19 protein-coding genes and 1 tRNA gene are annotated in these 26,112 nt (G+C 71.8%); 12 read left to right on the top strand and 8 right to left on the bottom strand.

Annotation, left to right across the window (positions count from 1 at the left end):
• Positions 1–42: 42 nt before the first annotated feature.
• From PCC79_RS10805 to PCC79_RS10790, 4 genes are all read left to right on the top strand, one after another.
• A tRNA-Arg gene (locus tag PCC79_RS10805) sits at positions 43–118 on the top strand.
• A 36-nt stretch (positions 119–154) separates the two neighbouring features.
• Positions 155–1,555, top strand: a complete 1,401-nt coding sequence (locus PCC79_RS10800; RefSeq protein ID WP_342371826.1) for a PrsW family intramembrane metalloprotease — start codon at positions 155–157, stop codon at positions 1,553–1,555.
• Positions 1,556–1,561: 6 nt separating this feature from the next.
• Positions 1,562–3,403 (top strand): GTPase domain-containing protein, encoded by a 1,842-nt coding sequence (locus PCC79_RS10795; RefSeq protein ID WP_342371825.1) that lies wholly within the window; start codon positions 1,562–1,564, stop codon positions 3,401–3,403.
• Entirely contained in the window at positions 3,396–4,997 is a 1,602-nt protein-coding gene (locus PCC79_RS10790; protein ID WP_342371824.1) for a GTPase, read from the top strand. The genes PCC79_RS10795 and PCC79_RS10790 overlap by 8 nt, the downstream gene beginning before the upstream one ends.
• On the opposite strand, the gene PCC79_RS10785 is transcribed toward PCC79_RS10790, so the two are convergent.
• Positions 4,991–6,577, bottom strand: coding sequence for a DASS family sodium-coupled anion symporter (locus tag PCC79_RS10785; RefSeq protein WP_342371823.1), 1,587 nt, complete (start codon positions 6,575–6,577; stop codon positions 4,991–4,993). The genes PCC79_RS10790 and PCC79_RS10785 overlap by 7 nt on opposite strands.
• Before the next feature lie 173 nt (positions 6,578–6,750).
• Between PCC79_RS10785 and PCC79_RS10780 the strand changes: the two genes are divergently transcribed.
• Entirely contained in the window at positions 6,751–7,320 is a 570-nt protein-coding gene (locus PCC79_RS10780; protein WP_342371822.1) for a single-stranded DNA-binding protein, read from the top strand.
• Between the two features lie 87 nt (positions 7,321–7,407).
• Here PCC79_RS10780 and ettA read toward each other — a convergent pair whose 3' ends face one another.
• The 3 genes from ettA to PCC79_RS10765 form a co-directional block, all read right to left on the bottom strand.
• Positions 7,408–9,090, bottom strand: coding sequence for an energy-dependent translational throttle protein EttA (gene ettA / locus PCC79_RS10775; RefSeq protein WP_342371821.1), 1,683 nt, complete (start codon positions 9,088–9,090; stop codon positions 7,408–7,410).
• An 88-nt stretch (positions 9,091–9,178) separates the two neighbouring features.
• On the bottom strand, positions 9,179–12,016 hold the full coding sequence (locus tag PCC79_RS10770; RefSeq protein ID WP_425325632.1) for an FAD-binding and (Fe-S)-binding domain-containing protein: 2,838 nt from the start codon (positions 12,014–12,016) through the stop codon (positions 9,179–9,181).
• A 44-nt stretch (positions 12,017–12,060) separates the two neighbouring features.
• On the bottom strand, positions 12,061–12,534 hold the full coding sequence (locus PCC79_RS10765; RefSeq protein ID WP_342371820.1) for a MarR family transcriptional regulator: 474 nt from the start codon (positions 12,532–12,534) through the stop codon (positions 12,061–12,063).
• Positions 12,535–12,632: 98 nt separating this feature from the next.
• On the opposite strand from PCC79_RS10765, the gene PCC79_RS10760 reads away from it, so the two are divergent.
• The 4 genes from PCC79_RS10760 to PCC79_RS10745 are packed head-to-tail and all read left to right on the top strand — an operon-like array spanning position 12,633 to position 17,380.
• Complete coding sequence (locus tag PCC79_RS10760) at positions 12,633–14,450, top strand: long-chain fatty acid--CoA ligase (protein ID WP_342371819.1); 1,818 nt, start codon at positions 12,633–12,635, stop codon at positions 14,448–14,450.
• A gap of 17 nt (positions 14,451–14,467) precedes the next feature.
• Positions 14,468–15,331 (top strand): acyl-CoA thioesterase, encoded by an 864-nt coding sequence (locus PCC79_RS10755; RefSeq protein WP_342371818.1) that lies wholly within the window; start codon positions 14,468–14,470, stop codon positions 15,329–15,331.
• 44 nt (positions 15,332–15,375) lie between these two features.
• Positions 15,376–16,173: a shikimate dehydrogenase gene (locus PCC79_RS10750; RefSeq protein ID WP_342371817.1), complete on the top strand. Its 798-nt coding sequence runs from the start codon at positions 15,376–15,378 to the stop codon at positions 16,171–16,173.
• A gap of 52 nt (positions 16,174–16,225) precedes the next feature.
• Positions 16,226–17,380: a host attachment protein gene (locus PCC79_RS10745; RefSeq protein ID WP_232547534.1), complete on the top strand. Its 1,155-nt coding sequence runs from the start codon at positions 16,226–16,228 to the stop codon at positions 17,378–17,380.
• A gap of 103 nt (positions 17,381–17,483) precedes the next feature.
• Here the strand turns inward: PCC79_RS10745 and PCC79_RS10740 are convergent, their stop codons facing one another.
• Together PCC79_RS10740 and gndA are read right to left on the bottom strand one after the other, a co-directional pair.
• Positions 17,484–17,633 carry a hypothetical protein gene (locus PCC79_RS10740; RefSeq protein ID WP_232547535.1) on the bottom strand — a complete coding sequence of 50 codons (150 nt, stop codon included), beginning with the start codon at positions 17,631–17,633 and terminating at the stop codon, positions 17,484–17,486.
• A gap of 94 nt (positions 17,634–17,727) precedes the next feature.
• Positions 17,728–19,188, bottom strand: coding sequence for an NADP-dependent phosphogluconate dehydrogenase (gene gndA, locus PCC79_RS10735; protein WP_342371816.1), 1,461 nt, complete (start codon positions 19,186–19,188; stop codon positions 17,728–17,730).
• A gap of 178 nt (positions 19,189–19,366) precedes the next feature.
• On the opposite strand from gndA, the gene uxaC reads away from it, so the two are divergent.
• Complete coding sequence (gene uxaC, locus PCC79_RS10730) at positions 19,367–20,785, top strand: glucuronate isomerase (protein ID WP_342371815.1); 1,419 nt, start codon at positions 19,367–19,369, stop codon at positions 20,783–20,785.
• Between the two features lie 49 nt (positions 20,786–20,834).
• Positions 20,835–21,839 carry a LacI family DNA-binding transcriptional regulator gene (locus PCC79_RS10725; protein ID WP_232547538.1) on the top strand — a complete coding sequence of 335 codons (1,005 nt, stop codon included), beginning with the start codon at positions 20,835–20,837 and terminating at the stop codon, positions 21,837–21,839.
• Between the two features lie 37 nt (positions 21,840–21,876).
• On the opposite strand, the gene PCC79_RS10720 is transcribed toward PCC79_RS10725, so the two are convergent.
• The gene (locus PCC79_RS10720; RefSeq protein ID WP_232547539.1) at positions 21,877–23,172 is read right to left on the bottom strand and encodes a lactate racemase domain-containing protein; all 1,296 of its coding nucleotides are present in this window, start codon (positions 23,170–23,172) and stop codon (positions 21,877–21,879) included.
• Positions 23,173–23,318: 146 nt separating this feature from the next.
• On the opposite strand from PCC79_RS10720, the gene PCC79_RS10715 reads away from it, so the two are divergent.
• The gene (locus PCC79_RS10715; protein ID WP_342371814.1) at positions 23,319–24,689 is read left to right on the top strand and encodes a mannitol dehydrogenase family protein; all 1,371 of its coding nucleotides are present in this window, start codon (positions 23,319–23,321) and stop codon (positions 24,687–24,689) included.
• Between the two features lie 147 nt (positions 24,690–24,836).
• Here PCC79_RS10715 and PCC79_RS10710 read toward each other — a convergent pair whose 3' ends face one another.
• A complete protein-coding gene (locus PCC79_RS10710) occupies positions 24,837–25,850 on the bottom strand; it encodes an aldo/keto reductase (protein ID WP_342371813.1) in 1,014 nt (337 codons plus the stop codon).
• Positions 25,851–26,112 lie beyond the last annotated feature (262 nt).

Raw genomic sequence — 26,112 nt, 5'->3', positions numbered from 1 at the left:
CGGGCCCGACCGGCCAGGCGCCCCGGTAGGATCGCCGTGCGGGCCCCCGTAGCTCAGGGGACAGAGCAGCGGCCTTCTAATCCGACGGTCGGAGGTTCGAATCCTCCCGGGGGCGCCACGCAGACCGTCGGAGCGGCCCGCTACCCTTGGCCGCATGGCGAGCGAGGTGATCGAGGCGGTCGGACGACGACGCAACGGCCTCCCGCCCGCGCCTGACGGCGTCGATCGCCCGTGGCCGACGCGCGTGCTGCGTTCCCCGTGGACCTGGGTGCTGCTCGCAGCCACCCTCCTGTTCGCCGGGTGCCTGTGGTGGATGTACGCCACGGCGACCGCGACCACCGAGGTCGAGGGCGGCACGATGCAGGGCATCAACCTCTCCGCGATCCGGCGGTCGGCCCGGCTGGCGCTGCCCACGCTGGCGGTGTGGGTCGTCCTCTTCGTGTGGCTCGATCGCTTCCGGCCCGCCCGGTGGGCACTGTGGTACCTGGCCCTGGGGTGGGGTGCCTGCGTGTCCACTGCGGCGTCCATGGTGATCAACACGTGGGCCGCGGAGCACATGGCGGTGCAGGGCAACGGCGACCCGGCGTCGGCGGCGCGCTCGGCGGTCTTCAGCGCCCCCTTCGCCGAGGAGGCGACGAAGGCGACCGTCCTGTTCGGCATCGCGATCCTGCTGCGGTACCGCGTGGTGAGCAAGCTGCAGGCCGTGGCCCTCGCCGGGCTGTCGGCGGCCGGCTTCGCCTACACCGAGAACATCCTCTACTTCAGCCGCGTCATCGTGTACGCCTCGCAGACCATCGAGGCCGGCGACCCCGAGCAGGCCCTCTCCCAGATGGTGTTCCTGCGCGGCGTCATGACCGCGTTCGGGCACCCCCTGTTCACCTCCTTCACCGCGCTCGGCCTCGTGATCGGGCTCCGGGCGCGCAGCAAGGTGGTGCGCATCCTCGCGCCGGTGGTCGGCTTCCTGCTCGCGGCGCTCGGGCACATGGTCTTCAACTTTCTCGCCAGCACCGGCATGGACCCCACGTACATGGCCGTCATCGGGTGGCTCGTGACGCTCGGCATCGTCGTCCACGTCGTCCGTGGGCTCTTCGCCGAGGGGCGCCGCCACCGCGACCGGTTGGGCGACTACGTGGCGCTCGGGTGGCTGCCCGCCTCCGACGTCCGCGCCTTCTCCCGGCAGCGGACGCGGTGGGCCTCGGTTCTGATCGCGCTCACCCACGGTTGGCGGGTCTTCCTCGCCACCGTCCGGCTGCAGCGCACGCTGAGCGAGCTGACCTACCTGCGCGACGCCCAGGTGCGCGGCCTCGTCGACGAGGGCGGACGCCCCCGCGAGCGCGAGCTCATCGACCGGGCCCACGAGCTGCGGGCGCTCGCGATCACCGACCCGCGCGTCCAGAAGGTGCAGTTGCCCCAGCTCCCCGAGGCGCTGCGCCGGCTCGGCCGCCGTTGGCGCGGCGCGTCACCCGACGAGGTGCCTGCGACCAGCGGGTTGGCCCCGGTAGGCTCACCGCAGTATTCCCCCGTCGACCCGCGGTGGGGGCCACCGAAAGGCTGACCGCGCATGAGCATCGCCGCCCTCACCGAGGCGCTCACCCACCTGCGCGGAGCCCTGGCCGACGTCCGGCTCCCGCTGGGCCTGCCGGGCGCGTCGGACGCCGCCGGCTCGGCCCGTTCGATGGTCACCCAGCTGGACGACTACGTCCTGCCCCGGCTCGCGACCCTGGACGCCCCGCTGCTGTGCGTGATCGGCGGCTCGACCGGCGCGGGCAAGTCGACCCTGGTGAACTCGCTCGTGGGCCGCGTCGTGTCGCGCCCGGGCGTCATCCGGCCCACCACCCGCTCACCCGTCCTGGTGCACCACCCCGACGATCTCGACTCCTTCCGCTCCGAGCGCATCCTGCCCGGGCTCGGACGCTCCTTCGAGCAGGTCAACGACACCTCGACCCTGCAGCTCGTCGCCGAGCCGACGCTGCCTCGCGGCCTGGCCCTGCTCGACGCGCCCGACATCGACTCGGTGGTGCACGACAACCGGGCGCTCGCCGCGCAGCTGCTGTCCGCGGCGGACCTGTGGCTGTTCGTCACCTCCGCGGCCCGGTACGCCGACGCCGTGCCCTGGGAGTACCTGCGCTCGGCCGCCGACCGGGCGGCCGCCGTCGCCGTGGTGCTCGACCGGGTTCCCCCCGCGGCAATGTCCGACGTGCCGCCGCACCTGGGGCGGTTGATGACCGAACGAGGGCTGGCGTCGTCGCCCCTGTTCGCGGTGCCGGAGACGTCCGTGGACGAGAACGGCCTGTTGCCCGACGCGGCCGTCTCCCCGATCCGCGGCTGGCTGGCGGCGCTGGCGGCCGACCAGGCGTCGCGGCAGGCCGTGGTGCTCCAGACGCTCGACGGCGCGATCAGTTCGCTCACCGTGCGCGCGCCGCAGATCGCCGACGCGGTGGACGACCAGATGGTGGCACTGCGGCAGCTGCGCAACGACGCCGACACGTCCTTCACCGAGGCCGAGCGCACCATCGGCGTCCAGACCGCCGACGGCACCCTGCTCCGGGGCGAGGTGTTGGCGCGCTGGCAGGACTTCATCGGCACCGGTGAGTTCATGCGTGCCATCGAGCAGAAGATCGGCTGGTTCCGCGACAAGGTGGTGGCCGCCGTCAAGGGGGAGCCGAAGCAGGCCGGCGAGGTGAAGCTCGCGGTCGAATCGGGGTTGGAGGCGCTCGTCCTCGAGGAGGGGGCCGCCGCCGCCGAACGCGCCGAGGCGGCCTGGAACGCCCACCCGGCCGGTCGCGAGGTGCTCGCCCAGACTCGGCACGACCTCGCGCGGCCCTCGGCGGAGTTCCCCGGCGCGGTGTCGCGCGCCATCCGCGACTGGCAGGGCGACGTGCTCGAGCTCGTCTCCGACGTGGGCCAGTCCAAGCGGTCCACCGCCCGCTATCTCGCGCTGGGCGTGAACGGCATCGGCGTCGCGCTGATGGTGGTGGTGTTCAGCCAGACCGCGGGCCTCACCGGGGCCGAGGTCGGCATCGCCGGCGGCACCGCTCTGTTGGCCCAGCGCCTGCTGGAGGCGGTGTTCGGCGAGGACGCCGTCCGCCAGCTGACCAAGCGGGCCAAGCTGCAGCTGGACGCCCGCATCGCCGGTGTCCTCAAGGCCGAGTTGCTGCGCTACCACGCTGCCCTCGCCGAGACCGGGGCGGACGCCACCCAGGGCGACGCGCTCCGCGAGGCGGTCGACGGGCTGGTCGCCACCCGCGGGCCGGCGGGGACGACCATCACGGCGTCACCCCGTCGCTCGGTCGAGCACGCCGGGGCGCCGGCGTTGGAGGCACCGACCTACGAGGGGGCCGTCATCGAGGCGCCGGGGGTCGAGAACACCGAGGGGTACCGCGTGGAGGTGGACCGTGGCTGAACGCCCCACGCTCGCCGGTCGGCTGACCGCGCTGGGTGAGGCGGCCGAGCTGAGCCGCGGGCGGGCGTCCGCCGACGTGGTGGACGCCGCCCTGGCCGTGACCCAGCGGGCGGGGGAGCGGCTCGCGATCGCGGGGGACCACACCGTGGTGGCGCTGGCCGGAGCGACCGGCTCGGGCAAGTCCAGCACGTTCAACGCCCTCTCGGGCACCCAGCTCGCCATGACCGGCGTCCGCCGCCCGACGACATCGGAGGCGATGGCGGTGTCGTGGGGCACCGAGCAGCCGGTCGAGCTGTTGGACTGGCTGGGCGTCACCCGCCGTCACCTCGTCGCCACGGGGGAGGGGCCCTGGCGCAACGTCGTGTTGCTCGACCTGCCCGACCACGACTCCACCGAGATGGCCCACCGCCTCACCGTGGACCGGCTCGTCGAGCTGGTCGACATGCTCGTGTGGGTCGTCGACCCACAGAAGTACGCCGACGGGGCCCTGCACGACGGCTATCTGAAGCCGCTGGCCGACCACGCCGACGTGATGGTCGTCGTGCTCAACCAGGCCGACCGGCTGACGCCGGAGCAGTTGCGGCACGCGCTGGCCGACCTGCGGCGCCTCCTCGATTCGGAAGGGTTGCAAGCCACCCAGGTGCTGGCCGTCTCCGCGCTGACGGGGGAGGGAATGGCCGATCTGCGCGCCCTGCTCGAGCAGACGGCGGCCGCGAAGGCCATGACCGCGAAGCGGTTCGCCGCCGACGTCAGCAGGCACGCCGGGCTGCTGGAGGCCGAGCTGGGCTCGGGCCGCCTGCCCACCATCGAGACCCGTGACGTCGACCGCCTCAACGACTCCATGGCCGAGGCGGCCGGGGTGCCGCAGGTGGTCGACGGTGTGGCCCGCGCGTGGCGCCACCGCGGCACCATCGCAACCGGCTGGCCCATGGTGACCTGGCTGCAGCGCTTCCGCCCGGACCCGCTGCGGCGTCTCCGCGTGGGGCTGGGCCCCCGCGAACTCAGCCCGACCGATGTGAGCCGCACCTCGCTGCCGAAGGCGAACGCCGTGCAGCGGGCGCGGCTGGACGCCTCGCTGCGCGGCCTGATCGAGACGACGACCGAGGGCGTGCCGCGCGGCTGGGCCGATCGGATCCGTGAGGCCGCGCGCGGCAACGAGCGCGTGCTGGCCGACCGGCTGGACGCCGCCGTGGCGCGCACCGACCTGCGCATGAACTCCGGCCACGGCTGGTGGGTGCTCGTGACCATCCTCCAGTGGGTGCTGTTCGCCGCGCTCGTCGTGGGCGGGGTGTGGTTGCTGCTGCCCTGGCTGTTCCTGTGGTTCCAGGTGCCGCTCGTGCTGCCGGAGGTGACGTGGCAGGGCTGGCCGGTGCCGACGCTGTTGTTCGGCGGCGGCATCGTCGGCGGCATCGTGCTGGCGCTGTTGAGCCGCGTCTTCGTCGAGGTGGGGGCCCGCGTGAAGGCGCGGACCGCCCGCCGCCTGCTCACCGACGCGATCGGTGAGGTGACGGCGACGGAGGTGGTGGCTCCCGTCCGCGCCGAGTTGGAGCGGTTGGCGTCCGCCCGCGCGGCGGTGCGGCGCGCGCGTCAGTAGACGATGCCGAACACCCACACCGCCAGCGTCATCACCGTGGCGGTGATGAGAAAGATGCCGGCGATGTTGAGCCACAGGCCGCCCTTGATCATCTGCCCGATGGTCACGTAGCCCGAGCCGAACGCGATGGCGTTCGGCGGGGTGGCGACCGGCAGCATGAACGCGCAGGTGGCAGCGAGCGCAACCGGGATGCACAGCAGCATGGGGTCCACGCCGATGCCGAGGGCCACGCCGCCGGCCACCGGCAGGAATGTGGCGGCCGTGGCCGTGTTGGACGTCAGCTCGGTCAGGAACAGGATGCCCGCGGTGAGGATCGCGACGATCAGCACCACCGGCAGGCCGCCGACACCCCGGGTGACCTCGCCGATCCAGTCGGTGAGACCCGAGGAGCCGAACTCGCTCGACAGCGCGAGCCCGCCGCCGAACAGCAGCAGGACGCCCCAGGGCAGCTTCTCCGCGGTGCGCCAGTTGAGCAGGCGGACGCCGCGGTGCGCCCCGGCCGGCAGGGTGAACAGCAGCAGGCCGGCGAGCATCGCGATGCCCGCGTCCCCGATCGGACGGTCGGCCGCCGTCGGCCAGATGAGCGGCACCGCCACCCAGGCGACCGCCGCGAGCACGAAGATGACGCCGACGCGCAGCTCGCCCTGCGACATCGGGCCGAGCTTGCGGATCTCCGCGGCCATGAGCTCCCGGCCGCCCGGGATCTCCGCGATCTCCGGCCGGAAGAGCACCTTGGTGAGCAGGAACCAACAGAAGAGCAGGAAGATCACCGCCAGCGGCGTCCCGACGAGCATCCATTGGCCGAAACCGATGTCGATGCCGTGGTTGGCGCGCAGGTAGCCGGCCAGCAGGGTGTTGGGCGGCGTGCCGATGAGCGTCGCCAGCGAGCCGATGGACGCCGCATAGGCGATGCCGAGCATCAGGGCGGTGCCGAAGTCGGATTCGATGACGGCGGCCTTGACCTCGTCGGACTCGGCGTGGGCGTCCCCGGTGCCGAGGTTGGCCACCAGCATGAGCACCGACACCCCGATCGGGATCATCATGACCGCCGTGGCCGTGTTGGACACCCACATGGACAGGAAGCCGGTGGCGAGCATGAAGCCCAGCACCACCATCGAGGTGTTGGTGCCCATGGCGCGCACGGTGACGAGGGCGATGCGACGGTGGAGGTTCCACCGCTGCATGGCCAGGGCGATCAGGAAGCCGCCCATGAACAGGAAGATGATGTTGTTGCCGTAGCTCGCGCCGACGGTGTCGATGGCGGTCTCGCCCAGGGTCGGGAAGACCACGAGGGGCACGAGCGCCGTGGCCGGAATGGGGATGGCCTCGGTCATCCACCACGCGCCCATGAGGACGGCCGTCGCCGCCGTCAGCCGAGCGGTGTGGGGCACGTCGCCGGGCATCGCGAGATAGACGGCGAGGGCACCCAGCAGGCCTGCCGCGAAGCCGAGCCACCGGATGCGGATGGTCTGGGGGCTGAAGGCCTCCTGCCGTTCGCCGGGTGATTGCTGGTCGATCTCATCGCCCAGGTGGGGGTCGAGGCTCTTGAGGTGGCCGCCGGGCAGGGGTCCTGTGCTCATCGGTCAAACCCTTCGTCGCGTGTGGTCGGGACTGTAGCGCCTGGGGATGACGACGGTGCGCAGGGTCACGTTGTCCACAGTTTTCGTGTCGGACGACGGATTCGGTGGTGTGCGGCCGAATGTGACGGGTGGAGGCGCCATTGGGGCTGCCGCAACAGAGAGGGAGGAACATCATGGAGGCTCAGGTCACCGTGGCCGGCAACGTCGGAACCACGCTCGAGTGGCGGGAGGTCGGCCCCAGCGGCGGACGCGCCGTGTTCAGCCTGGCCCACACCCCGCGCGTGCGGCGCGACGGGGAGTGGTCCGACGGGGAGACCACCTGGTACCGCGTGACCTGCTGGCGGCGCCTGGCCGAGCACGTCCGGGAGAGCGTGCGCTCGGGCCAGCCCGTCGTCGTGGGCGGCCGGCTGACGACGCAGCGCTGGCAGACGCGCGACGGGGCGCCGCGGCAGGACTTCGAGATCGAGGCGCAGTGGGTGGCGCACGACCTGCGGCTCGGCACCACCCAGTTCACCAAGATGCAGCCGCGGCCGGTGGCCGACGAGCCCCAGTTCGAGAGCGACTACGAGGCCGAGCAGCGCGCCGACGAGCAGTCCGCCGTCCGGCAGGCGGCTCTGGACGCCCCCGGGGAGCCGCCCGCGGTGCGGGACGCCGACGGCGGCCAGGCCGTGGACGCCGACGGGGTCATCCTTGACGCGGACGACGCTCCGGAAGCCGACGACCGCGCGGCGCGGGCTGCCTGAGCGGGCGTCCCGGGGACGTGGCGAGGGCCACCTCCTGGGTGGGAGGTGGCCCTCACGGCTCAGGTGAGTGGGGGGTGTCCGGCCCGCTCAGCCGCGGGTGAGCCGGCGGTGCTTGCTGGCGTGCGGACGGGCCGCCTCGGCGCCGAGCCGCTCGACCTTGTTGGCCTCGTAGTCGGCGAAGTTGCCCTCGAACCAGAACCAGGACGCCTCGTCCTCGTCCGCACCCTCCCACGCGAGGATGTGGGTGGCCACCCGGTCGAGGAACCACCGGTCGTGGGAGATGACCACGGCGCAGCCCGGGAACTCGAGCAGGGCATCCTCGAGGCTCTGGAGGGTCTCGACGTCGAGGTCGTTGGTCGGCTCGTCGAGCAGCAGTACGTTGCCGCCCTGCTTGAGGGTGAGCGCGAGGTTCAGGCGGTTCCGTTCACCACCGGAGAGCACGCCGGCCAGCTTCTGCTGGTCGGGGCCCTTGAAGCCGAACGAGGCCACGTAGGCGCGGGACGGCATCTCGAAGTTGGCGACCTTGATGTGGTCGAGCCCGTCGGAGACGACCTCCCAGACGTTCTTCTTGGGGTCGATGCCGCCGCGGCCCTGGTCGACGTAGCTGAAGCTGACCGTCTGGCCGACCTTCAGCTCGCCGGAGTCCGGCTGCTCCTCGCCGACGATCATCTTGAACAGCGTCGTCTTGCCGACGCCGTTGGGGCCGATGACTCCGACGATGCCGGCGCGCGGCAGCGTGAAGCTCAGGTCGTCGATCAACACCCGGTCGCCGAAGCCCTTCGTGAGATCGGTGGCGTGCAGCACGTCCGCGCCCAGGCGGGGGCCGGGCGGGATGTTGATCTCGGCGAGGTCGACGCTGCGGTTGCGCTCGGCCTCGGCCGCCAACTCCTCATAGCGGGCCAGACGCGCCCGGTTCTTGGCCTGGCGCGCCTTGGGGTTGGCGCGCACCCACTCCAGCTCACGCTCCAGGATCTTGGCGCGCTTGGCGTCCTTCTTGCCCTCGATCGACAGGCGCTGGCGCTTGGTGTCGAGGTAGGTGGAGTAGTTGCCCTCGTACGGGTGCAGCCGGCCGCGGTCGATCTCGCAGATCCACTGGGCCACGTTGTCGAGGAAGTAGCGGTCGTGCGTCACGGCGAGCACGGCGCCGGGGTAGGTCTTGAGGTGGCCCTCCAGCCAGGCGACGGACTCGGCGTCCAGGTGGTTGGTGGGCTCGTCGAGCAGCAGCAGGTCGGGCTGCTCGAGCAGGAGCTTCGCCAGCGCGACGCGGCGGCGCTCACCCCCCGAGAGATGCGTGACGGGGGAGTCGCCGGGCGGGCACTGGAGGGCGTCCATCGCCTGGGAGAGCTGGGAGTCGAGGTCCCACGCGTTGCGGTGGTCGAGCTCGGTCTGCAGCTCGCCCATCTCCGCCATGAGGGCGTCGAAGTCGGCATCCGGCTCGGCCATCTCCATGCCGATCGCGTTGAAGCGGTCGAGCTTGGCCTTCGTCTCGGCGACGGCCTCCTCGATGTTCTCGAGCACCGTCTTGTCCTCGGTCAGCGGCGGCTCCTGCTGGAGCATGCCGACGGTGGCGCCCTTCTTCAGGTTGGCCTCGCCGTTGTTGGCCTTCTCCAGGCCGGCCATGACCTTGAGCAGGGTCGACTTGCCGGCGCCGTTGGGGCCGACGACGCCGATCTTGGCGCCCTCGTAGAACGACAGCGTCACGTTGTCGAGGATGAGCTTCTCACCAGCCGTCTTGCGGACGTTGTGCATGGTGAACACGAATTCGGGCATGGACCATCCTGTCGGGTGCGGGCGGGATCGGCGTCCAGTATACGGCGTGACCGGCCGGGCGCCGGCCGGGTCGTCACCGTGGGCGGGCTCAGACGCGCTCCACCGCCGGATGGGCCACCAACAGCTCGGCCAGGGTGAGCGCGGTGCGCCCCTCGAGATCCGCCAACTGCGTGCGGCAGCTGAACCCGTCGGCGAGGATGATGGCGTCCGGCCCGGCCGCGGCGAGGGCCGGCCCGAGCTGGGTGTTGAACACCGCGCGGCTGAAGTCATAGTGGCCCGCCACCATGCCGTGGTTGCCGGCCAGCCCGCAGCAGCCCTTGACGCGGACGATCTCCGCACCGGTCCGCTCCAGCAGGGCAGCCTCGGCCGCCCAGCCCATGACCGAGGCCTCGTGGCAGTGCGGCTGAGCGACGATCGTGTGGCCGCTCAGGTCGGGCAGCGGGTGGTCCTCGACGCTCGCCAACAGCTCGGCGAGCGTGTGGGTCGCGGCCGCCACCTCGGCGACCCGGGGGTCGTCCACCAGCTCGACGGCGTCGGAGCGCCACACGGCCAGGCAGCTCGGTTCGGTTCCGACGATCGGGACGCCCCGGGCCACGAACGGGTGGAGCACGGCGGTCGCCCGGCGCAGCTCCCGGGCGGCGGCGTCCAGCTGTCCGGTGGTGATCCAGGTCAGCCCACAGCACGCCGTGCGCTCCAGCAGGCGCGGCGCCCACCCGGCCGAGACCAGCACGGCGGCGGTGGCGGCGACGGTGTCGCTCGCAAACGCATCGTTGAACGAGTCGACCCACAAGACGACCTCGCCCCGCGTCCCCACCGGTGCGTCCCCGACGGCTCGGCGCACCGTCTCGCGATTGGAGTGCGCCGCGAAGCGCGGCATGCCCCGGCGCTGGTCGACCCCTGCCACCGCCTTCACCACGGGCGCCAACCCCGGCGTCTGCATCGCCAGATTCGCCAGCCGCGGCAGCAGCGGAACAGACGTGGCCAGCCGCCCCCACAGCGGCAGCCACCCCATGGAGTAGTGATCCCGGGGCCGCAGTCGGCCGCGGTAGGCCTCGTGCAGCACGGTCGACTTGTACGCCGCCATGTCGGTGCCCGTCGGGCAGTCGCGGGCGCACCCCTTGCAGGAGAGACAGAGGTCGAGCGCCTCGTGCACCTCGGCGGCGCGCCACCCGCCCGTGACGAGCGATCCGTTCACCATCTCCTGCAGGATGCGGGCGCGCCCGCGGGTGGAGTCCTTCTCGTCCCGCGTCGCCTGCCAGCTCGGGCACATGACGCCGGTGGGCGTGCTCGCGACGCACTTGCCGACGCCGGTGCACCGGTGCACGTCGTCGACGAAACCCCGGTGGGTGGTGAACAGGGGCGTGCGCCGCACGGCGGGGGCCCGCAGGTCGGCGTCCAGCGGAGCCGGATCGACGAGGACGCCCGGGTTGAGCAGGTTGTCGGGGTCGAAGATCCGTTTCACGGCCGCGAACAGTGCCAGCGCCTCGGGGGAGTACATGCGCGGCAACAGCTCCGAGCGGGCACGGCCGTCGCCGTGTTCGCCCGACATCGACCCGCCGTACGAGGCCGCGAGATCGGCGGCCTCCTCCACGAACGCCCGGTAGGCGGCCGGGCCGTCGTCGGTCTGGGTCAGGGGGAAGTCGATGCGGCAGTGCACGCAACCGTCCCCGAAATGGCCGTAGGGGAGCCCCTGCAACCCGTGACGCGCGAGCAACGCGTCGAAGTCGCGCAGGTAGGCCCCGAGCCGCGCCGGCGGCACGGCCGCGTCCTCCCACCCGGCGTGTGCGGGGCGGTCGAGGGACACCCCGGCGAGTCCGGCACCGTCGGCGCGGATCTTCCACAGCGCCGCCGCCACCACGAGGTCGTCCACCACCTCGCCGTCGAGGCAACCGGACGCCGCGAGCAGCCCGGCGGCGCGTTCGGCCACCTCGGCCGGGTCGTCGCCCACGAGTTCCACGAAGATCCACCCGTCCCCGTCGGGCAGCCGGGGGACTGCGTCCACGCCGAGAGTTCGCGAGACGACGTCGACGATGCGGCGGTCCATGCCCTCCACCGCGGTGGGTCGGAACGGCAGGATCGCCGGCATGGCGTCGGCCGCGTCCGGCATCGTGGGGTAGCCGAGCGCGAGCATCGTGGTGAAGGGAGCATCGGCCACCAGCCGCACGGTGGCGCGCGTGATGACGGCCAGCGTCCCCTCGCTGCCGGCCAGGAACTTGGCGACGTCGAAACCATTCTCCGGCAGCAGCCACTCCAACCCGTAGCCCGAGACCTGCCGGTAGAACGTGCCGAACTGCGTCCGGATCACGCCCAGGTTGGCCATCACCAGCGCGTGCAGCGCCTGCAGCGTCGGCGAGTCGGAGTCCCGCAGGTCGGCCCGCGAGTCCAGCGTCAGCCGCTCCCCGGTGCCGGTCACCACGTCGAGGGCCACGACGTTGTCGCTCGACCGGCCGTACCCCAGCGCCCGCGGGCCGCAGGCGTTGTTGCCGATCATGCCGCCGATCGTGCAACGGCTGAACGTGGACGGATCGGGGCCGAACCGCAGGCCGTGCACCCGCGCGGCGCGCGAGAGCACGTCCTGCACCACGCCCGGGTCGACGACGGCGGTGCGGGCCACCGGGTCGATGGCGTGGATGGTGCGCAGATGACGCGCCACGTCGACCACCACGCCGGGGCCGACGGCGTTGCCGGCGCACGAGGTGCCCGCACCGCGCGTCGTCAGCGGCACCCGGGCCGCGCGCGCGGCGTCCACCACGTTCTCGAGCTCGACGCGGTCGCGAGGCCGTGCCACGCCGCGGGGCACGACGCGGTACAGCGACGCGTCGGTGGAATACAGGGCGCGGGTGAGCGTGGACGCGTCGGCCGGCGCCGCCCCGCGCCGCGCGAGGCGGTCAGCGAAGTCGTCCCAGGTCGCATCGGGGGTCGTCACACCCAGTGAGTCTGTCACGTCGGCCCGGCTCGTGGGTGCCTTGCTCAGGAGCCGGCCCCCGCCGCAGGGGTCGCCATCACGGCCCCCATGACGCGCCCCAACGCGGCGAAGTCGGCCGGGTCCGCCACATCGACGAGCACGGCGCGCACCGCGGCCACGTGGTGCGGCGCCGCCCGTTCGAGCAGCGCGTAACCGGCGTCGGTGAGAGAGGCCATGACGCCGCGGCGGTCGTCCGGGGCGGGGGCGCGCGTGACATGGCCGTTGCGTTCCAGCCGCGTCACCGTGTGGGTGAGCCGCGACCGGGACTGGCGGGTGGCCTCCGCGAGATCGGACATCCGCATGGAGCGGTCGTCGGACTCCGACAACCGCACGAGGATCTCGTACTCCGCCAGGTCGAGCCCGTGGGAGCGCAGGTCGGCGTCGAGGGCGTCCTGGATGCGGGCGACGCCGTCGAGGTAGACGCGCCAGACGGCCTGCTGTTCCGCGCTGAGCCAACGGGGTTGCGGGGCGGCCGACATGCCCAGCATTCTAGTCACCCTTTGAGCGTTCAATCGTCGGTCTGCCCCTACACTGGCCCGAAAGTGTGGCCCGGGGGCGCATGGAGGAGAGGGATTCGATGACGAACATCCAGCAACTGCTCGATGAGCGTCCGCCGACGGTGGGCGCGATGTTTCTCGAGCGGGTGGCGGCCACGCCCCGCAGCGAGGCGTTACGGCACCCCGACGGGGCCGGGGGCTGGGTTTCGCTGACCTGGGAGCAGACCCGCGACGCCGTGTGGGAGATCGGGGCGGGGCTCCTCGCCCTGGGCCTGCAGGTGGAGGACCGGGTGGCCATCGCGTCCAACACCCGCATCGAGTGGGTGCTGATGGATCTGGCGGTCAACTGCGCCGGCGGGGCGACCACCACCGTGTACCCGAACATCCATGGTGAGGACTTCACCCACATCATCACCCATTCGGAGTCGCGGATCTTCGTCGGCGAGAACGCCGACCAGCTGGCCAAGCTGCGCTCCGCCGTCGGGCTCGACCAGTTCGCCGGGGTCGTGCTGTTCGATGCCGCCGAGGACGGTGACGCCCTGTCGCTGGACGACCTGCGCGCCCGCGGCCGCGAGCACCTCACCGAGCACCCCTCCGCGATGGACGATGCCGTCGCCGCCACCTCCGCCGACGGCCTCGCCACCCTCATCTACACCTCGGGCACGACGGGCCTGCCGAAGGGCGTCGAGCTGACCCACAGCAACTGGACCTACGAGGGCGTCGGCATCGAGGCCCTCGACATCATCCGCGCCGACATGGTGCAGTACTTCTGGCTGCCGCTGTCCCACGTGTTCGGCAAGGCCGTGCTCATGATCCAGCTCCGCATCGGCTTCGCGACCGCCGTCGACGGACGCCTCGACCAGATCGTGCCCGGGCTGGGCGCCACCCACCCCGACATCATGTGCGGCGCCCCGCGCATCTTCGAGAAGGTCCGCAACGCCGTCAAGGCCAACTCCGCCCACGGCGTCAAGAAGCGCATCGCCGCCTGGGCGTTCGGTGTGGGGCACAAGACGGTGCCCTACCGGCTGCAGGGGCGTCCGCTGCCGAAGGCGCTGGCGGTGCAGCGGGCCGTGGCGCACCGCCTCGTGTTCAGCAAGCTGCACGACCGGATGGGCGGCAATCTCGACTTCTTCATCTCCGGCTCGGCCAAGCTCAGCTCCCAGGTGCAGCAGTGGTTCTACGCCGCCGGCATCGTGATCGCGGAGGGGTACGGCTCCACCGAGACGTCGGCGGTCGCGTCGGTCGATCTGCCCACCGACCCGCACTTCGGCACCGTCGGACGCGCGCTGCCCGGCAGCGAGTTCCGCATCGCCGACGACGGCGAGGTGCTCGTCCGGGGCCCCGGCGTGATGCGCGGCTACCACAAGGATCCGGAGCGGACCGCCGAGGTGCTGGTGGACGGGTGGTTCCACACCGGCGACATCGGCGAGCTGGACGAGGGCGGCCAGCTGCGGATCACCGACCGCAAGAAGGAGTTGATGAAGACCTCCGGCGGCAAGTACGTGGCGCCGCAGAAGGTGGAGGGGGCGCTGCTGGCCAACATCCCCTACGCCTCACAGGTGGTGGCGGTGGGGGACGGCCGCAAATACGTCTCGGCGCTCATCGCGCTGGACCCGGCGGCCGCCGAGAACTGGGCCTCGCGCCATGGGCACACCGACCTCGACTACGCGGCCATCACGCAGCACCCCGAGATGCGTGCGTCGCTCGAGCGGGACCTCGAGAAGGCCAACGCCAAGCTGGAGCGCTGGGAGACCGTCAAGCGCTTCGCGGTGCTCGATCACGAGATCACCGTGGAGGAGGGCGGGCTCACCGCCAACATGAAGCTGCGCCGCAAGAACATCGCCGACACCTATGCCGGGCTGGTCGACTCGCTCTACGACGCCGAGGACGACGACTGAACGCGTACCGCACCACCGTGGCGCAGCGGTGGGTCGACCTGGATGCGCAGGGTCACGTCAACAACGCGGCCGTTCTCGACTACCTGCAGGAGGCGCGCGTCGCCTACCTGAGCGACAGCCCGAACGCGCACCTGCTCGGCAACGGCATCGTGGTGGTCGGCCAGCAGGTGGAGTACCTCGCCCCGCTGGGGTTCGGCGTCGGCCCGCTGACGGCCGAGGTGGCGGTGGGTGAGGTGGGGGCGTCCCGGTTCACGATCGCGTACACGCTGCACGAGGGTGGGTTGCTCGCCGTCAGGGCCCGCACCACCCTGTGCCTGTTCGACTTCGCGTCCGGACGCCCCACGCGCCTGGCGCCCCCCGAGCGGGCCTGGTTCGCCGAGCAGGCCGTGCCGCTGGAGCCGCTGCGTGACGTCGGCGGCTGGCACGTCGGTGGCGCGGCCCACGAGCACCCGGTGGCGGTGCGCTGGTCGGACATCGACCGGTATGGCCACGTCAACAACACCCTGTACTTCGACTACGTCGCCGAGGCGCGCGTCGCGCTGTACGGCGCACTGCTGGACGCCCCGATCCGCACCGGCACGGGTGAGACCCCCGAACGCACCTGGCTGGTGGCGCGCCAAGACCTGACGCACACCCGCCAGATGGTCTTCCGCCGCGAACCGTATGTGGTGCGGACGGCGATCGGCGCGCTGGGGCGGACGTCGTCCACCCTCGCCGCCCAGATCGTCGACCCCGTCACCGGGGACGTGGCGGCCCGCGCCGTCTCGGTCGTCGTGCACGGGGACGCCCACGGCCAGCCCACCCCCCTGCCCGAGCCCCTGCACGCCGCCGCCGCGCGGTGGCCCGCGGTGCCGGGCACGCGGGCCGGGGGCAGGCCGTGAGCGGCGGCGTCTCGCCCCAACCCGCGGGCGTGCGCCGTTGCGCCGTGCTGGGCCAGCCGGTCGCGCACTCGCTCAGCCCGCTGATCCACCGCCGCGCCTACGAGGTGCTGGGCATCGCGGGGGAGTGGGACTACGGGCGCCACGAGGTCGGCGAGACCGGCCTGGCCACCTTCATCGAGGGCTGTGGCCCGGAGTGGGTCGGCCTGTCGTGCACCATGCCGCTCAAGCGCGTCCTGCTCACCCTCGGGACGCCGTCGCCCACCGCGCGCCTGCTGGAGGCGGCCAACACGTTCCTGTTCGCCGACGCCCGGGTGGAGAACACCGACGTCACCGGGCTCGTCGGCGCCCTCGCTCGGGCCGGGGTGACGCGGGTGGGGACGGCGTGGTTGCTCGGCAACGGTGCCACCGCCCGCTCGGCACTGTTCGCCCTGGCGCAGCTGGGGGTGCGCGAGGTGGTGGCCCTGGTGCGGTCGTCGGAGCGGGCCGCGGCGAGCCTCGGGGGGCTGGCGGACGCCCTCGGCGTCCGCCTCTTTTTCGGGACGTGGGGCACCGTGCCCGACGGGCGGGCCGACCTGGTGGTGTCGACCGTCTCGGCACCGCTGACACCCGAGGTGGCCGCCGGGCTGGCGGCGGGGGCGTCCGCCTGTTTCGACGCCACGTACAACCACTACCCGACCGAGCTCGACCGCGCCGCGCGGGCCGCCGGGGTGATCCAGCTCTCGGGCATCGATCTGCTGGTGGGGCAGGCGGTGGAGCAGATCCGGCTCATGACGGGCCGGGAGTGCCCGCCCGAACCGCTGCTGGAGGTGGCGTACGCCGCGCTGGCCGACCCCGGGCATTGATCCGGTTGGCTAGGGTGGTTGAACGTTTTGTTCACGCCGACCAAGGAGATCCATGCCCGCGTACCCGCACCCGGACACGCTCACCGAGCTGACGACGGCGCGCCCCGACAGCCCCGTGGTGTCGCTCTACCTGGACACCGACCCCCGCAAGCCGGAGAACAACTCCGACACTCCCGCCTGGCTCGTCGAACTGCGCAACGGTCTGCGCGAGGTCGGCGAGGCCATCGAGGCCGAGGGTGACCGCGACACGGTGCTCGCCTGGCGCGATGTGTCCGACGAGATCGAGGCCGAGATCCGCGAGCTGACGCCCGCGCAGCGCGGCCGCTCGCTGGCGCTGTTCCGCACCGTCGATGGCAGCTACTCCCACCGCGTCACCTCGCAGCTCTCCCTCGAGGCCTCCCAGGCCCGCTGGGACGCGCACCCCTACATCGCGCCGCTCGTCGAACTGCTCGACCGCGGCCGCCCCGTGGCCGTCGTGCTGATCGACAACGACGAGATGAGCGTGCTGCGCTGGTGGGACGGCCGCATCGTCGACGGCACCGAGACCGGCGTGGAGTCCGACCTCGACGCGTGGCGTTCTGCCCGCGGCGGCAGCGAGGGCGGCCACCTGCCCCGGCTGCGCACCCACGAGCAGCAGGTCGAGGCCCGCTCCGACGAGCACTCCCGCCGTTTCCTGGCGGACGCCGCCGCCCAGCTCGCGCAGGCGCTGCCCGACCTGGAGGCCGAGTCCATCGTCATCGCGCACGCGCCGGGGAGCCTCACCCCCTTCGTCGAGGCGCTGCCGGCCGATGTCGCCGACCGCGTCGTGAAGACGATCGAGGCCCAGATCACCGGCGAAGACGCCGCGTCCGTGGGGGAGCGGCTCGCCGATGACCTCGCCGAGGTCGCCCGCACTCGGGGCGCCAAGGTCGCCGCCGACGCCCTCGCCGCGGCCGCCATGACCGACGGCAACGGCGTGTCCGGTGCCGACGCCGTGCTCCGCGCTCTGGCTGAGCACCGCGTCGACCGGCTCGCGATCACGCCTGACCTGACGCTGGGCGCCGGCGACGTGGGTGCCGAGGCCGCGTCGTTCCTGAAGGGCGTTGATGAGGACCTCCTCGTCGAGCGCGTGCTGGAGCAGGCGGCCGAGACGGGGGCGTCCGTCACCGTGGTCGAGGACGAGGAGCTGGCCCGGGCCGGGGGGATCGCCGCGCTGACCCGGTGGTGATGCCTGTCCCCGCAGCAACGAGGGCGCCCCGGACCGTCTGGTCCGGGGCGCCCTCGTGTCGGTGGGGGAGTCGCGTCCCCGCCGTCCTCAGCTGGAGACGCGCTCAGCTGGGCTCGACGGGGGCGTCCTCGTCCTCTTCTGGCTCGAAGGTGTTGTCGGCACCCATGGTGCCGCCGACGCCTTCGTCGTTGAGCTCCTCGACCGGGGTCGGGTCCTGCGGCTCGGTCGATTCGGTCGGCTGGTTGCTGTCCATGCGTCCTCCTCACGGGCGGACCGGGCGTCCGCTGTCCCCGTCATCCTAGTGACGCCGAGCGGCGGTGGCCGCCGCTCGGCGCATTTCACCCGGCTCAGTGGGTGTCGACGGCCTCCACCTCGGAGCGGTCGCCGCTCCACACCGTGTGGAACGTGCCCTCGGTGTCGATGCGGCGGTAGGTGTGGGAGCCGAAGAAGTCGCGCAGCCCCTGGGTGAGCGCGGCGTTCGTCCGCTCGGCCCGGACGAGGTCGTAGTACGACAACGCCGAGCTGAAGCCCGGGATCGGCACGCCGGCCTCGGTGGCCCGCGCCACCACGCGCCGCCAGGACGGGTTGGCCTCGGCGAGCATGGCCTTGATGGAGGGGGCCTCCAGCAGCGTCTCGAGGTCGTTGGCCGCGTACTCGTTGCTGATGCGGTCGAGCAGCTTGGCGCGGATGATGCAGCCGGCGCGCCAGATGCGGGCGCACGCGGCCACGTCGATGTCCCAGCCGTACTCCACCGCGGCCACCTTGATGAGGTGCAGGCCCTGGGCGTAGGCGATGACCTTCGCGCACCACAGCGCCTGGCGGACGTCCTCGACGAACGCGGCCCGGTCCTCGACGGTCACGGTGCCGTCCGGGCCCTCCAACGCGGAACGGGCGGCCTTGCGCAGCTCGGGCGAGCTGGACGCCGCCCGCGCGAACACGGCCTCGGCGATGGAGGCGGCCGGGACGCCGAGGGTCAGCGACTCCTGGACGGTCCACGTGCCGGTGCCCTTCATGCCGGCCGCGTCGACGATGACGTCGACCAGTGGCTTGCCGGTGCGGGCGTCGGTCTGGCGGAGGACCTCCGAGGTGATCTCGATGAGGAAGCTGTCGAGGTCGCCGGTGTTCCACTCGGCAAAGACGTCGGCGGCTTCGGCGGCCGACAGGCCGGCGCCCGCGAGCAGGTCGTAGGCCTCACCGATGAACTGCATGTCGGCGTACTCGATGCCGTTGTGGACCATCTTCACGAAGTGTCCCGAGCCGTCGGTGCCGATGTAGGTGCAGCAGGGCTCGTCACCGTTCGGGCCGGGCACCTTGGCCGAGATGTCCTCGAGCATCGACCCGACGTAGGTGTAGCTGTGCTCCGAGCCGCCCGGCATGATCGAGGGACCCTCGAGCGCGCCCGTCTCGCCGCCGGAGATGCCCGCGCCGACGAAGTGCAGGTCGTGGGCGCGCAGCTTCTCCTCGCGCCGGCGGGTGTCCTGGAAGAACGCGTTGCCGCCGTCGACGACGATGTCGCCGGGCTCGAGCAGGGGGATGAGGGTGTCGATGGTGGCGTCGGTGCCGGCGCCGGCCTTGACCATGATGATGATGCGGCGCGGCTTCTCCAGTGAGTCCACGAACTCCTCGACGGTCTGCGACGCGATGAAGTGGGCCTCCGGGTGGGCCGTCAGCACGGCCTCCGTCTTGGCCCAGGTGCGGTTGAAGATGGCCGTGCGATACCCGTGGTTGGCGAAGTTGCGGGCCAGGTTGGAGCCCATGACGGCCATGCCGACCACGCCGATCTGCGCGCTTGAGGTCTTCTCGCTCATGGTGGTGGTGATCCCTTCGTTGGTGTACCCCGCCCATCTTGCCGCACCCGTGTGGCCCGCGGGCACGCGATTTCCTTCCCTTGCACGGCTTCCTTCCCTGCCACGGCGACGCGCGCCAAGCCCTGCCAACCCCTGCCAACCCCTGCGCAACGCGCCGGGGCGGGGTAAGAATGGGCCCATGACAGCGCCGTTGACCCTGAACCCGGACCGCCTGTTCCCCGCCGAGCCGCAGACCCGCGCGGTCGCCCGGCGCTTGTACGACCAGGTGAAGGACCTCCCGATCGTCTCCCCGCACGGGCACGTCCCGCCCGTGTGGATCGCCGACGACGTCCCCTTCTCGGACCCGACCAGCCTGCTGCTGAGCCCCGACCACTACGTCAACCGGATCATGCACGGCCAGGGTGTCGACCTCGCCGACCTCGGCGTCCCGCCGGGCCGCGACGGCTTCACCGCCGAGCAGGCGCGCAACGCGTGGCGGATCTTCTGCGAGCACTGGCACCTGTACCGCGGCACGCCGATGAAGTTCTGGATGGAGTCGGAGCTCGTCGACATCTTCGGCGTCGACGTGCGGCCGTCCGCCGAGACGGCCGACCAGATCTACGACGCCATCTCCGCCAAGCTCGCGACGGACGCGTTCCGCCCCCGGGCGCTGATGGACACCTTCAGCATCACGTTCATCGCGACCACCGACGACCCGCTGGACGACCTCTCCCACCACGCGAAGATCCGCGACGACGCGTCGTTCACGCGCGAGGTCCGCCCCACCTTCCGACCGGACAAGTACCTCGAGCCCGGCCGCGAGGGCTGGGGAGACCTGATGGACGCCCTCGCCGCCGCCACGGGAGAGGACACGGGCACGTTCGCCGGCTGGGTCGCCGCGATGGAGAACCGGCGCGCCTTCTTCAAGGAGAACGGGGCGGTCTCGACCGATCACGCCCACACCGACATGTACATGGCCCCGCTCGACGATGCCGAGGCGGTCTATGCCCGGGCGCGCCGCGGTGAGGCGTCTCCCGAGGAGAACCTGGCGCTGCGTCGGGCCTTCATGTTCGAGCAGTGCCGCATGGCGTCCGAGGACGGCCTGGTGCTGACCTACCACGCCGCCGTGCACCGCAACCACCACCAGCCGACGTTCGAGCGGTTCGGCGCCGACGTGGGTGGCGACATCCCGATGGCGTACAACGTGGTGGAGGCGCTGGAGCCGGTGCTCAACGCCTTCGGCACCCACCCGAACTTCCGAATCGTGCTGTTCGGCATGGACGAGACGGTCTACAGCCGCGAGATCGGCCCGCTGGCCGGGTTCTACCCCTCCGTGTACGTGGGCGTGCCGTGGTGGTTCATCGACGCCCCCGACGCGATCCGCCGCTGGCGCAAGGCGGTCACCGAGTACGGCACGTTCTACAAGAGCTCCGGGTTCATCGACGACACGCGTGCGTTCCTGTCCATTCCGGCGCGCCACGACATGTCGCGGCGCCTGGACGCAGTCCACCTCGCGGAGCTGGTGGTCGAGCACCGGCTGGAGATCGACGAGGCCGAGGAGGTCGTCCACACCCTGGTCGCCGACCAGGCGCGGGAAGTCTTCAAGATCGACGGCTGAACCGCCGTTCGCCCGAGCGTGGGGAGGCCTTTGTTATAGGCTCGGCCCCATGGCCAGCGACGCAGCGGGGGGTTCGGACGCCACGATCTACGACGTGGCCCGGGTCGCCGGGGTCAGTCCGTCGACCGTGTCCCGGGCGTTCTCGCGCCCGGGACGCGTCAGCGCGCAGACTGCCGAACGGATCCGCAAGGTGGCCGACGATCTCGGTTACCGCTCCCGCGAGGTGAGCCGGACGAGCGCGAAGAGCACCACGAAGGTGATCGGCGTGGCCGTGGCCGACATCACCAACCCGTTCAACTTCCGCGTCATCCGCGGTTGCCAGGCGGCGGCCGCAGAGGCCGGGTTCGTCGTCACCCTCAACGACGCCCAGGAGTCGGAGTCGCTGGAGCGGGAGCTGCTGCGCCGCTCACTGCCGCTGCTGGACGGCCTCGTGATCGCCTCGTCGCGGTTGTCGGACACCGAACTGCGCACGGTCGCCAAGACGCTGCCCGTCGTGGTGCTGAACCGGCGCGTCGCCGGGTTGCACTGCATCGTGCCCGACATGGGCCACGGCGTCCGCCGCGCCGCCGAGCACCTCATCGGCCTGGGGCACCGCTCCATCACCTACCTCGCCGGGCCCGAGGCGTCGTGGGCGGACGGCATCCGGTGGCGGGCGGTGCGCGACTCGGCGACCGAGATGGGGTTCACCGAGCACCGCATCGGGCCGTTCGCGCCCACGCTGCAGGGCGGACGCGGCGCCGCCGAGGTCGTCGCCGCCCGCCGGTTCAAGGCCGTGGTGTGCTTCAACGACCTCATGGCCATCGGGCTCATCCGCGGCCTGGGGGAGCGTGGCATCCGGGTGCCCGAGCAGGTCAGCGTGATCGGTTTCGACAACATCTTCGCCTCCGCGATCATCACGCCCGGCCTCACCACCGTGGCCGCGCCGCTGACGATGCTCGGCGACTCCGCCGTGCGCACGATCGTGGCAACGTTGAACGGCACCAAGCCGCCGGAGAACCTGCCGGTGACCGTGCCGGTGCGCCTCATGGTGCGCCAGTCCACCGGCCCGGCCTGAGCCGGCCCGCGCCAGCCGCGCAGGCGGTCCCGCGGCGTCAGCCGCGCAGGCGGTACAGCACCTCGCCTGCGTTCTCCTGGACGAAGACGTCCGGGTCGGCCTTCCACGCCTCGATGTCCACCGCCGACAGCGGCAGGTGGCCGAGGTTGACCTGGCGGCACACCTCTTCGGGGATCTGGGTGCACAGCGTCACCTTGATCCGGTTGGTCTCGACACCCGTCTCCGGGTCGTAGGTGCCTGCCCCGCGGACGTGCGTGGAGTGGGCCAGGACGCCCTTGGGCACGTGGGAGAACCTGTCCCACTGCTTGGTGAAGTACTCAATGGAGTGGTACCCGACCTCGAGGATCTCGGGGTGCTGCTCGGCGACCTGGGTGACGTGGGGGGCGTAGATGATGACCTCGCCGCCGTCGGCCATGGCGGGCTGCATCTTGTAGCAGCCCTTCGCGGCGGTCCAGATGTCGTCGTAGCGCGTCGGCATCATGGCCAGCACGCGGGTGAACGGCTTGTCGACGTGGACGACGTGGCTCTCCGAGGCGATCTCGGCGGCGTCGGCCCAGGCGTCCTCGGCGGTGCCGAAGCTGACCGACTCCAGGTCACCCGACCCGGACTCCACCACCAGGCACAGCGCCAGGCGCCAGCCGGGGATCATCGCCGAGCCGGCGTTGATGATGGCGCGCACGGGCGTGATGCCGGCCTTGCCGATCATCTCCTCGACGCCGATGAGCGCGCCGACCCAGTGCGAGAGGTCGATGGCGTCGTGGGTGGAGCAGCCGGGGATGAAGTACTTGTTGCCCCCCGAGATGCCGACCACCTCGTGCGGGAACACCGGGCCGATGACCAGGTTGATGTCGGCCTCGACGACACGGCGGTTCATCTCGACGACGACCTCCTCACGCATCGCGCCCTGCGACAGCTCGGCCACCTCGTCGGCGCTCAGCGTGCCGATCTCGACGATCTGGCTCGGGTCGTGGAACTCGTGGTTCACCACCGTCAGGCCCGGGTAGACGTCGTCGATCGTCTGCCCGGCCGGCACGCCGAACCACCGGTCGATGGCGGCCGGGGACATGTAGGAGTGCGTGCCGAGCGCGATGACGGCGGTGAGGGACGCCACCCGATCAGCCAGATGGCGGTGCACGCTGGCGACCACGAGGGGGAGCGGGCAGCTCCGCGTCCCGTCCGGCACCACGAGCACCACGTTCTTGCCGTCGAAGTCGACGTCGGCGAACCGGCGGGCGACGAACGCGTCCAGCTCGGCGTCCGACACGTGCTGGTGCGGGCCGCCGATCGTCTCGACGGCGATGTCGGTGGGCTGATGCCCGATTGATGGGGACACGGGGGCTCCTTGGGTCGGCACCGCGGATGGTGGTGACAGCATACGAGCCTGTGGGTGCCGGTGCAGGGCAACCGCGTGCACCCGCGGGTGCGCGGCAAGCCAACGCCCTAGAGTCGGGAGGGAACCCGAGAGAAAGGCCCGTTGTCGTGTCCCGTCGACTCTCCCGCAGCCAGGATGGCCGCCCCGCTGCACCCGTGCGCATCGTCCACCTCGGCCTGGGCAACTTCTTCCGCGCCCACACCGCCATGTACACCGAGCAGGCGCCCGACGCCGACGCGTGGGGCATCGCTGCGTTCACCGGCCGCAGCTACGCCATGGCCGAGACCATGGAGGCCCAGGACGGCCTCTACACCCTCGTCGTGCAGAACCCCGAGGGCAACGACTACCAGGTGATCAGCTCCGTCGTGGCCACCCACCCCGGCCCGGACGTCGAGCAGCTGCTGACCTACTTCCGCGACCCGCAGGTCGCGATCATCACGTCCACGGTCACCGAGGCCGGTTACGTCCGCACCAGCGGCGGCGGGCTCGACGTCGACCACGACGGCGTGAAGGCCGACGTCGAGGCGCTCAAGGGTGGGGACCTGGCGTCCGTGACGACCGTGCCCGGCAAGTTCGTGGCCGGCCTGGTGGCCCGCCGCGAGGCGGACGCCGGCGGCATCACCTTCGTGCCGTGCGACAACGTGCCCGACTCCGGGCACATGGTCGAGACGGTCGTCCGGGACCTGGCCGGGCTCGTGGACGACTCGCTGCTGGAGTGGGTCGACGCCAACGTCTCGTTCGTGACGACGATGGTCGACCGCATCACCCCCGGCGTCACCGACGAGGTGCGCGAGGCCGTCGAGGCCGACACCGGGGTGGAGGATCCGGCCGCCGTGGCCACCGAGCCCTTCACCGAATGGGTGCTGGCCGGGGAGTTCAAGAACGGCCGCCCGGCCTGGGACGAGGCCGGCGCCACGTTCGTGGACGACATCGTGCCCCACGAGCTGCGCAAGCTGTGGCTGCTCAACGGCTCCCACTCGCTCATGGCCTACGCGGCGACGATCGTCGGACGCCCCACGGTGTACGAGGCCATCAGCGACCCGACCGTTGCCGGCTGGGTCAACGACTGGTGGGACGTCGCCGCCAAGCACCTGCCCCTGCCCGCCGAGGAGATCGCCGACTACCGCGAGGCGCTGCTGGAGCGCTTCGGCAACCCCCGGATGAAGGACGCGCTCGCCCGCATCGCGGCCGACGGCTCGCAGAAGATCCCGATCCGCATCGTGCCGGCGCTCAACGCCGAGCGCGCCGACGGGGGAGAGCCCATCGGCGCCGAGCGCGCCGTCGCCGCCTGGGTGCTGCACCTGCGCGGCCTCGGCGCACCGGTCAACGACGCGCGCGGCGACGAGGTGACGTCGCTCGCCGAGGGCACCCTGGAGGAGGCCGTCGTCCGGGTGTGCGACTACCTGTCCATCGCGGACGCAGGGGCCCGCTCGTCCATCCTGACCCTGGCCCAAGAGCTAGAGGCCGCCGCGGCCTGACCCCCGGTGTGTGAGCCCACCTGGGTTGCTCGCCCACCTGGGTTGGTCGCCCACCTGGATTGGCATTTGGACCCGAGGAAATGGCGCCATGGCGCCATTTCCTCGGGTCCAAATGCGGTGTGCGGAGGCCGCAGCGTCCCGCTCGGGTCACCGGGACAGCGGGGCTTCCAGCTGGACCATCTTGTTCTGCGCCTCGGGGTAGCGTTCGCCGACGATCGTCACCGCGTCGGCGGCTGCGCGGAGGGCGTCCACCTGCTGGGGGGTGAGTTCGACGTCGGCTGCGCCGATGTTCTCCTCCATCCGGCTGCGGGTCTTCGTGCCGGGGATCGGGACGATCCCGGGGCGCTGGTGGAGCAGCCACGTGAGGGCCAGCTGCGCCGGGGTGGCTCCGGTTTCGGACGCGATGCGGTTCAGCACCTCGACGAGTTGGAGGTTGGCCTGCAACGCCTCGCCCTGGAAGCGCGGGGTCTGGCCGCGGAAGTCGTCGGCGGCGAAGGTCGTGGTGGCGTCGATCGTGCCGGTGAGGAATTCCTTGCCGAGCGGGCTGAACGGCACCAGGCCGATGCCGAGCTCGTCGAGGACGGGCAGCGTGTCGGCTTCCCGGTCACGCATCCACATGGAGTACTCGCTCTGCACGGCGGCGACCGGGAGCACGGCATGCGCGCGCCGGATCGTGCCCGGGCCGGCCTCGGACAGGCCGAAGTGCAGCACCTTGCCGGCCTCGACGAGCTCGGCGACCGTGCCGGCGACGTCCTCGATGGGGACGGTCGTGTCCACGCGGTGCTGGTAGTAGAGGTCGATGCGGTCGGTCCGGAGGCGCTGCAGCGAGTGGTCGACGGCGGCGCGGATGCTGGCGGGGGTGCTGTTGACGCCGCCGGCTTCGACGCCGTTCTCGGCGAACCCGAAGCCGAACTTCGTGGCGATGACGACGTTGTCGCGGACGGGTTCGAGCGCCTCGCCGACGATGTCCTCGTTGGCGAACGGGCCGTAGACCTCGGCGGTGTCGAAGAACGTGACGCCCAGCTCGACGGCCCGGCGGATCATCGCGATGGATTCCGACCGCTCCGGCCCGCCCTTCTGGCCATAAGCGCCGGTGAGGCTCATGCAGCCGTAGCCGATCTCGGAGACGGTGAGGTTTTGACCCAGGGTGCGTTGCTTCATGGGATCCACCCCATCACGGCGCCACGGGGTGAACCAGACCCTGGCAGACCCCCTCTGGCCAGCAGCCACAGGGGGGCCGGGGCATTTGGACCCGAGGAAATGGCGCCATGGCGCCATTTCCTCGGGTCCAAATGCCGCGGCGCGACTCAGCAGCGTGGCGCGGCACAGCGGCGAGGCGCGGCACAGCGGCGAGGCGCGACTCAGCAGCGAGATGCGGCACAGCGGTGTTGCGGCGTGGCGGGGGGCGGCGGTCGGGGGGAGC

Source organism: Propioniciclava soli (assembly GCF_038502305.1).
Taxonomy (GTDB): Bacteria; Actinomycetota; Actinomycetes; order Propionibacteriales; family Propionibacteriaceae; genus Propioniciclava; species Propioniciclava soli.
This window is presented reverse-complemented; position numbering and strand designations above follow the sequence as displayed.

Coding starts and splice junctions, on each gene's coding strand:
- PCC79_RS10780 (WP_342371822.1), top strand. CDS start 6,751: ATGGAGGCTCAGGTCACCGTGGCCGGCAACGTCGGAACCACGCTCGAG.
- PCC79_RS10710 (WP_342371813.1), bottom strand. CDS start 25,850: ATGAAGCAACGCACCCTGGGTCAAAACCTCACCGTCTCCGAGATCGGC.
- PCC79_RS10765 (WP_342371820.1), bottom strand. CDS start 12,534: ATGTCGGCCGCCCCGCAACCCCGTTGGCTCAGCGCGGAACAGCAGGCC.
- ettA (WP_342371821.1), bottom strand. CDS start 9,090: ATGCCCGAATTCGTGTTCACCATGCACAACGTCCGCAAGACGGCTGGT.
- PCC79_RS10740 (WP_232547535.1), bottom strand. CDS start 17,633: ATGGACAGCAACCAGCCGACCGAATCGACCGAGCCGCAGGACCCGACC.
- PCC79_RS10745 (WP_232547534.1), top strand. CDS start 16,226: ATGCCCGCGTACCCGCACCCGGACACGCTCACCGAGCTGACGACGGCG.
- PCC79_RS10760 (WP_342371819.1), top strand. CDS start 12,633: ATGACGAACATCCAGCAACTGCTCGATGAGCGTCCGCCGACGGTGGGC.
- PCC79_RS10795 (WP_342371825.1), top strand. CDS start 1,562: ATGAGCATCGCCGCCCTCACCGAGGCGCTCACCCACCTGCGCGGAGCC.
- PCC79_RS10800 (WP_342371826.1), top strand. CDS start 155: ATGGCGAGCGAGGTGATCGAGGCGGTCGGACGACGACGCAACGGCCTC.
- PCC79_RS10785 (WP_342371823.1), bottom strand. CDS start 6,577: ATGAGCACAGGACCCCTGCCCGGCGGCCACCTCAAGAGCCTCGACCCC.
- PCC79_RS10725 (WP_232547538.1), top strand. CDS start 20,835: ATGGCCAGCGACGCAGCGGGGGGTTCGGACGCCACGATCTACGACGTG.
- uxaC (WP_342371815.1), top strand. CDS start 19,367: ATGACAGCGCCGTTGACCCTGAACCCGGACCGCCTGTTCCCCGCCGAG.
- gndA (WP_342371816.1), bottom strand. CDS start 19,188: ATGAGCGAGAAGACCTCAAGCGCGCAGATCGGCGTGGTCGGCATGGCC.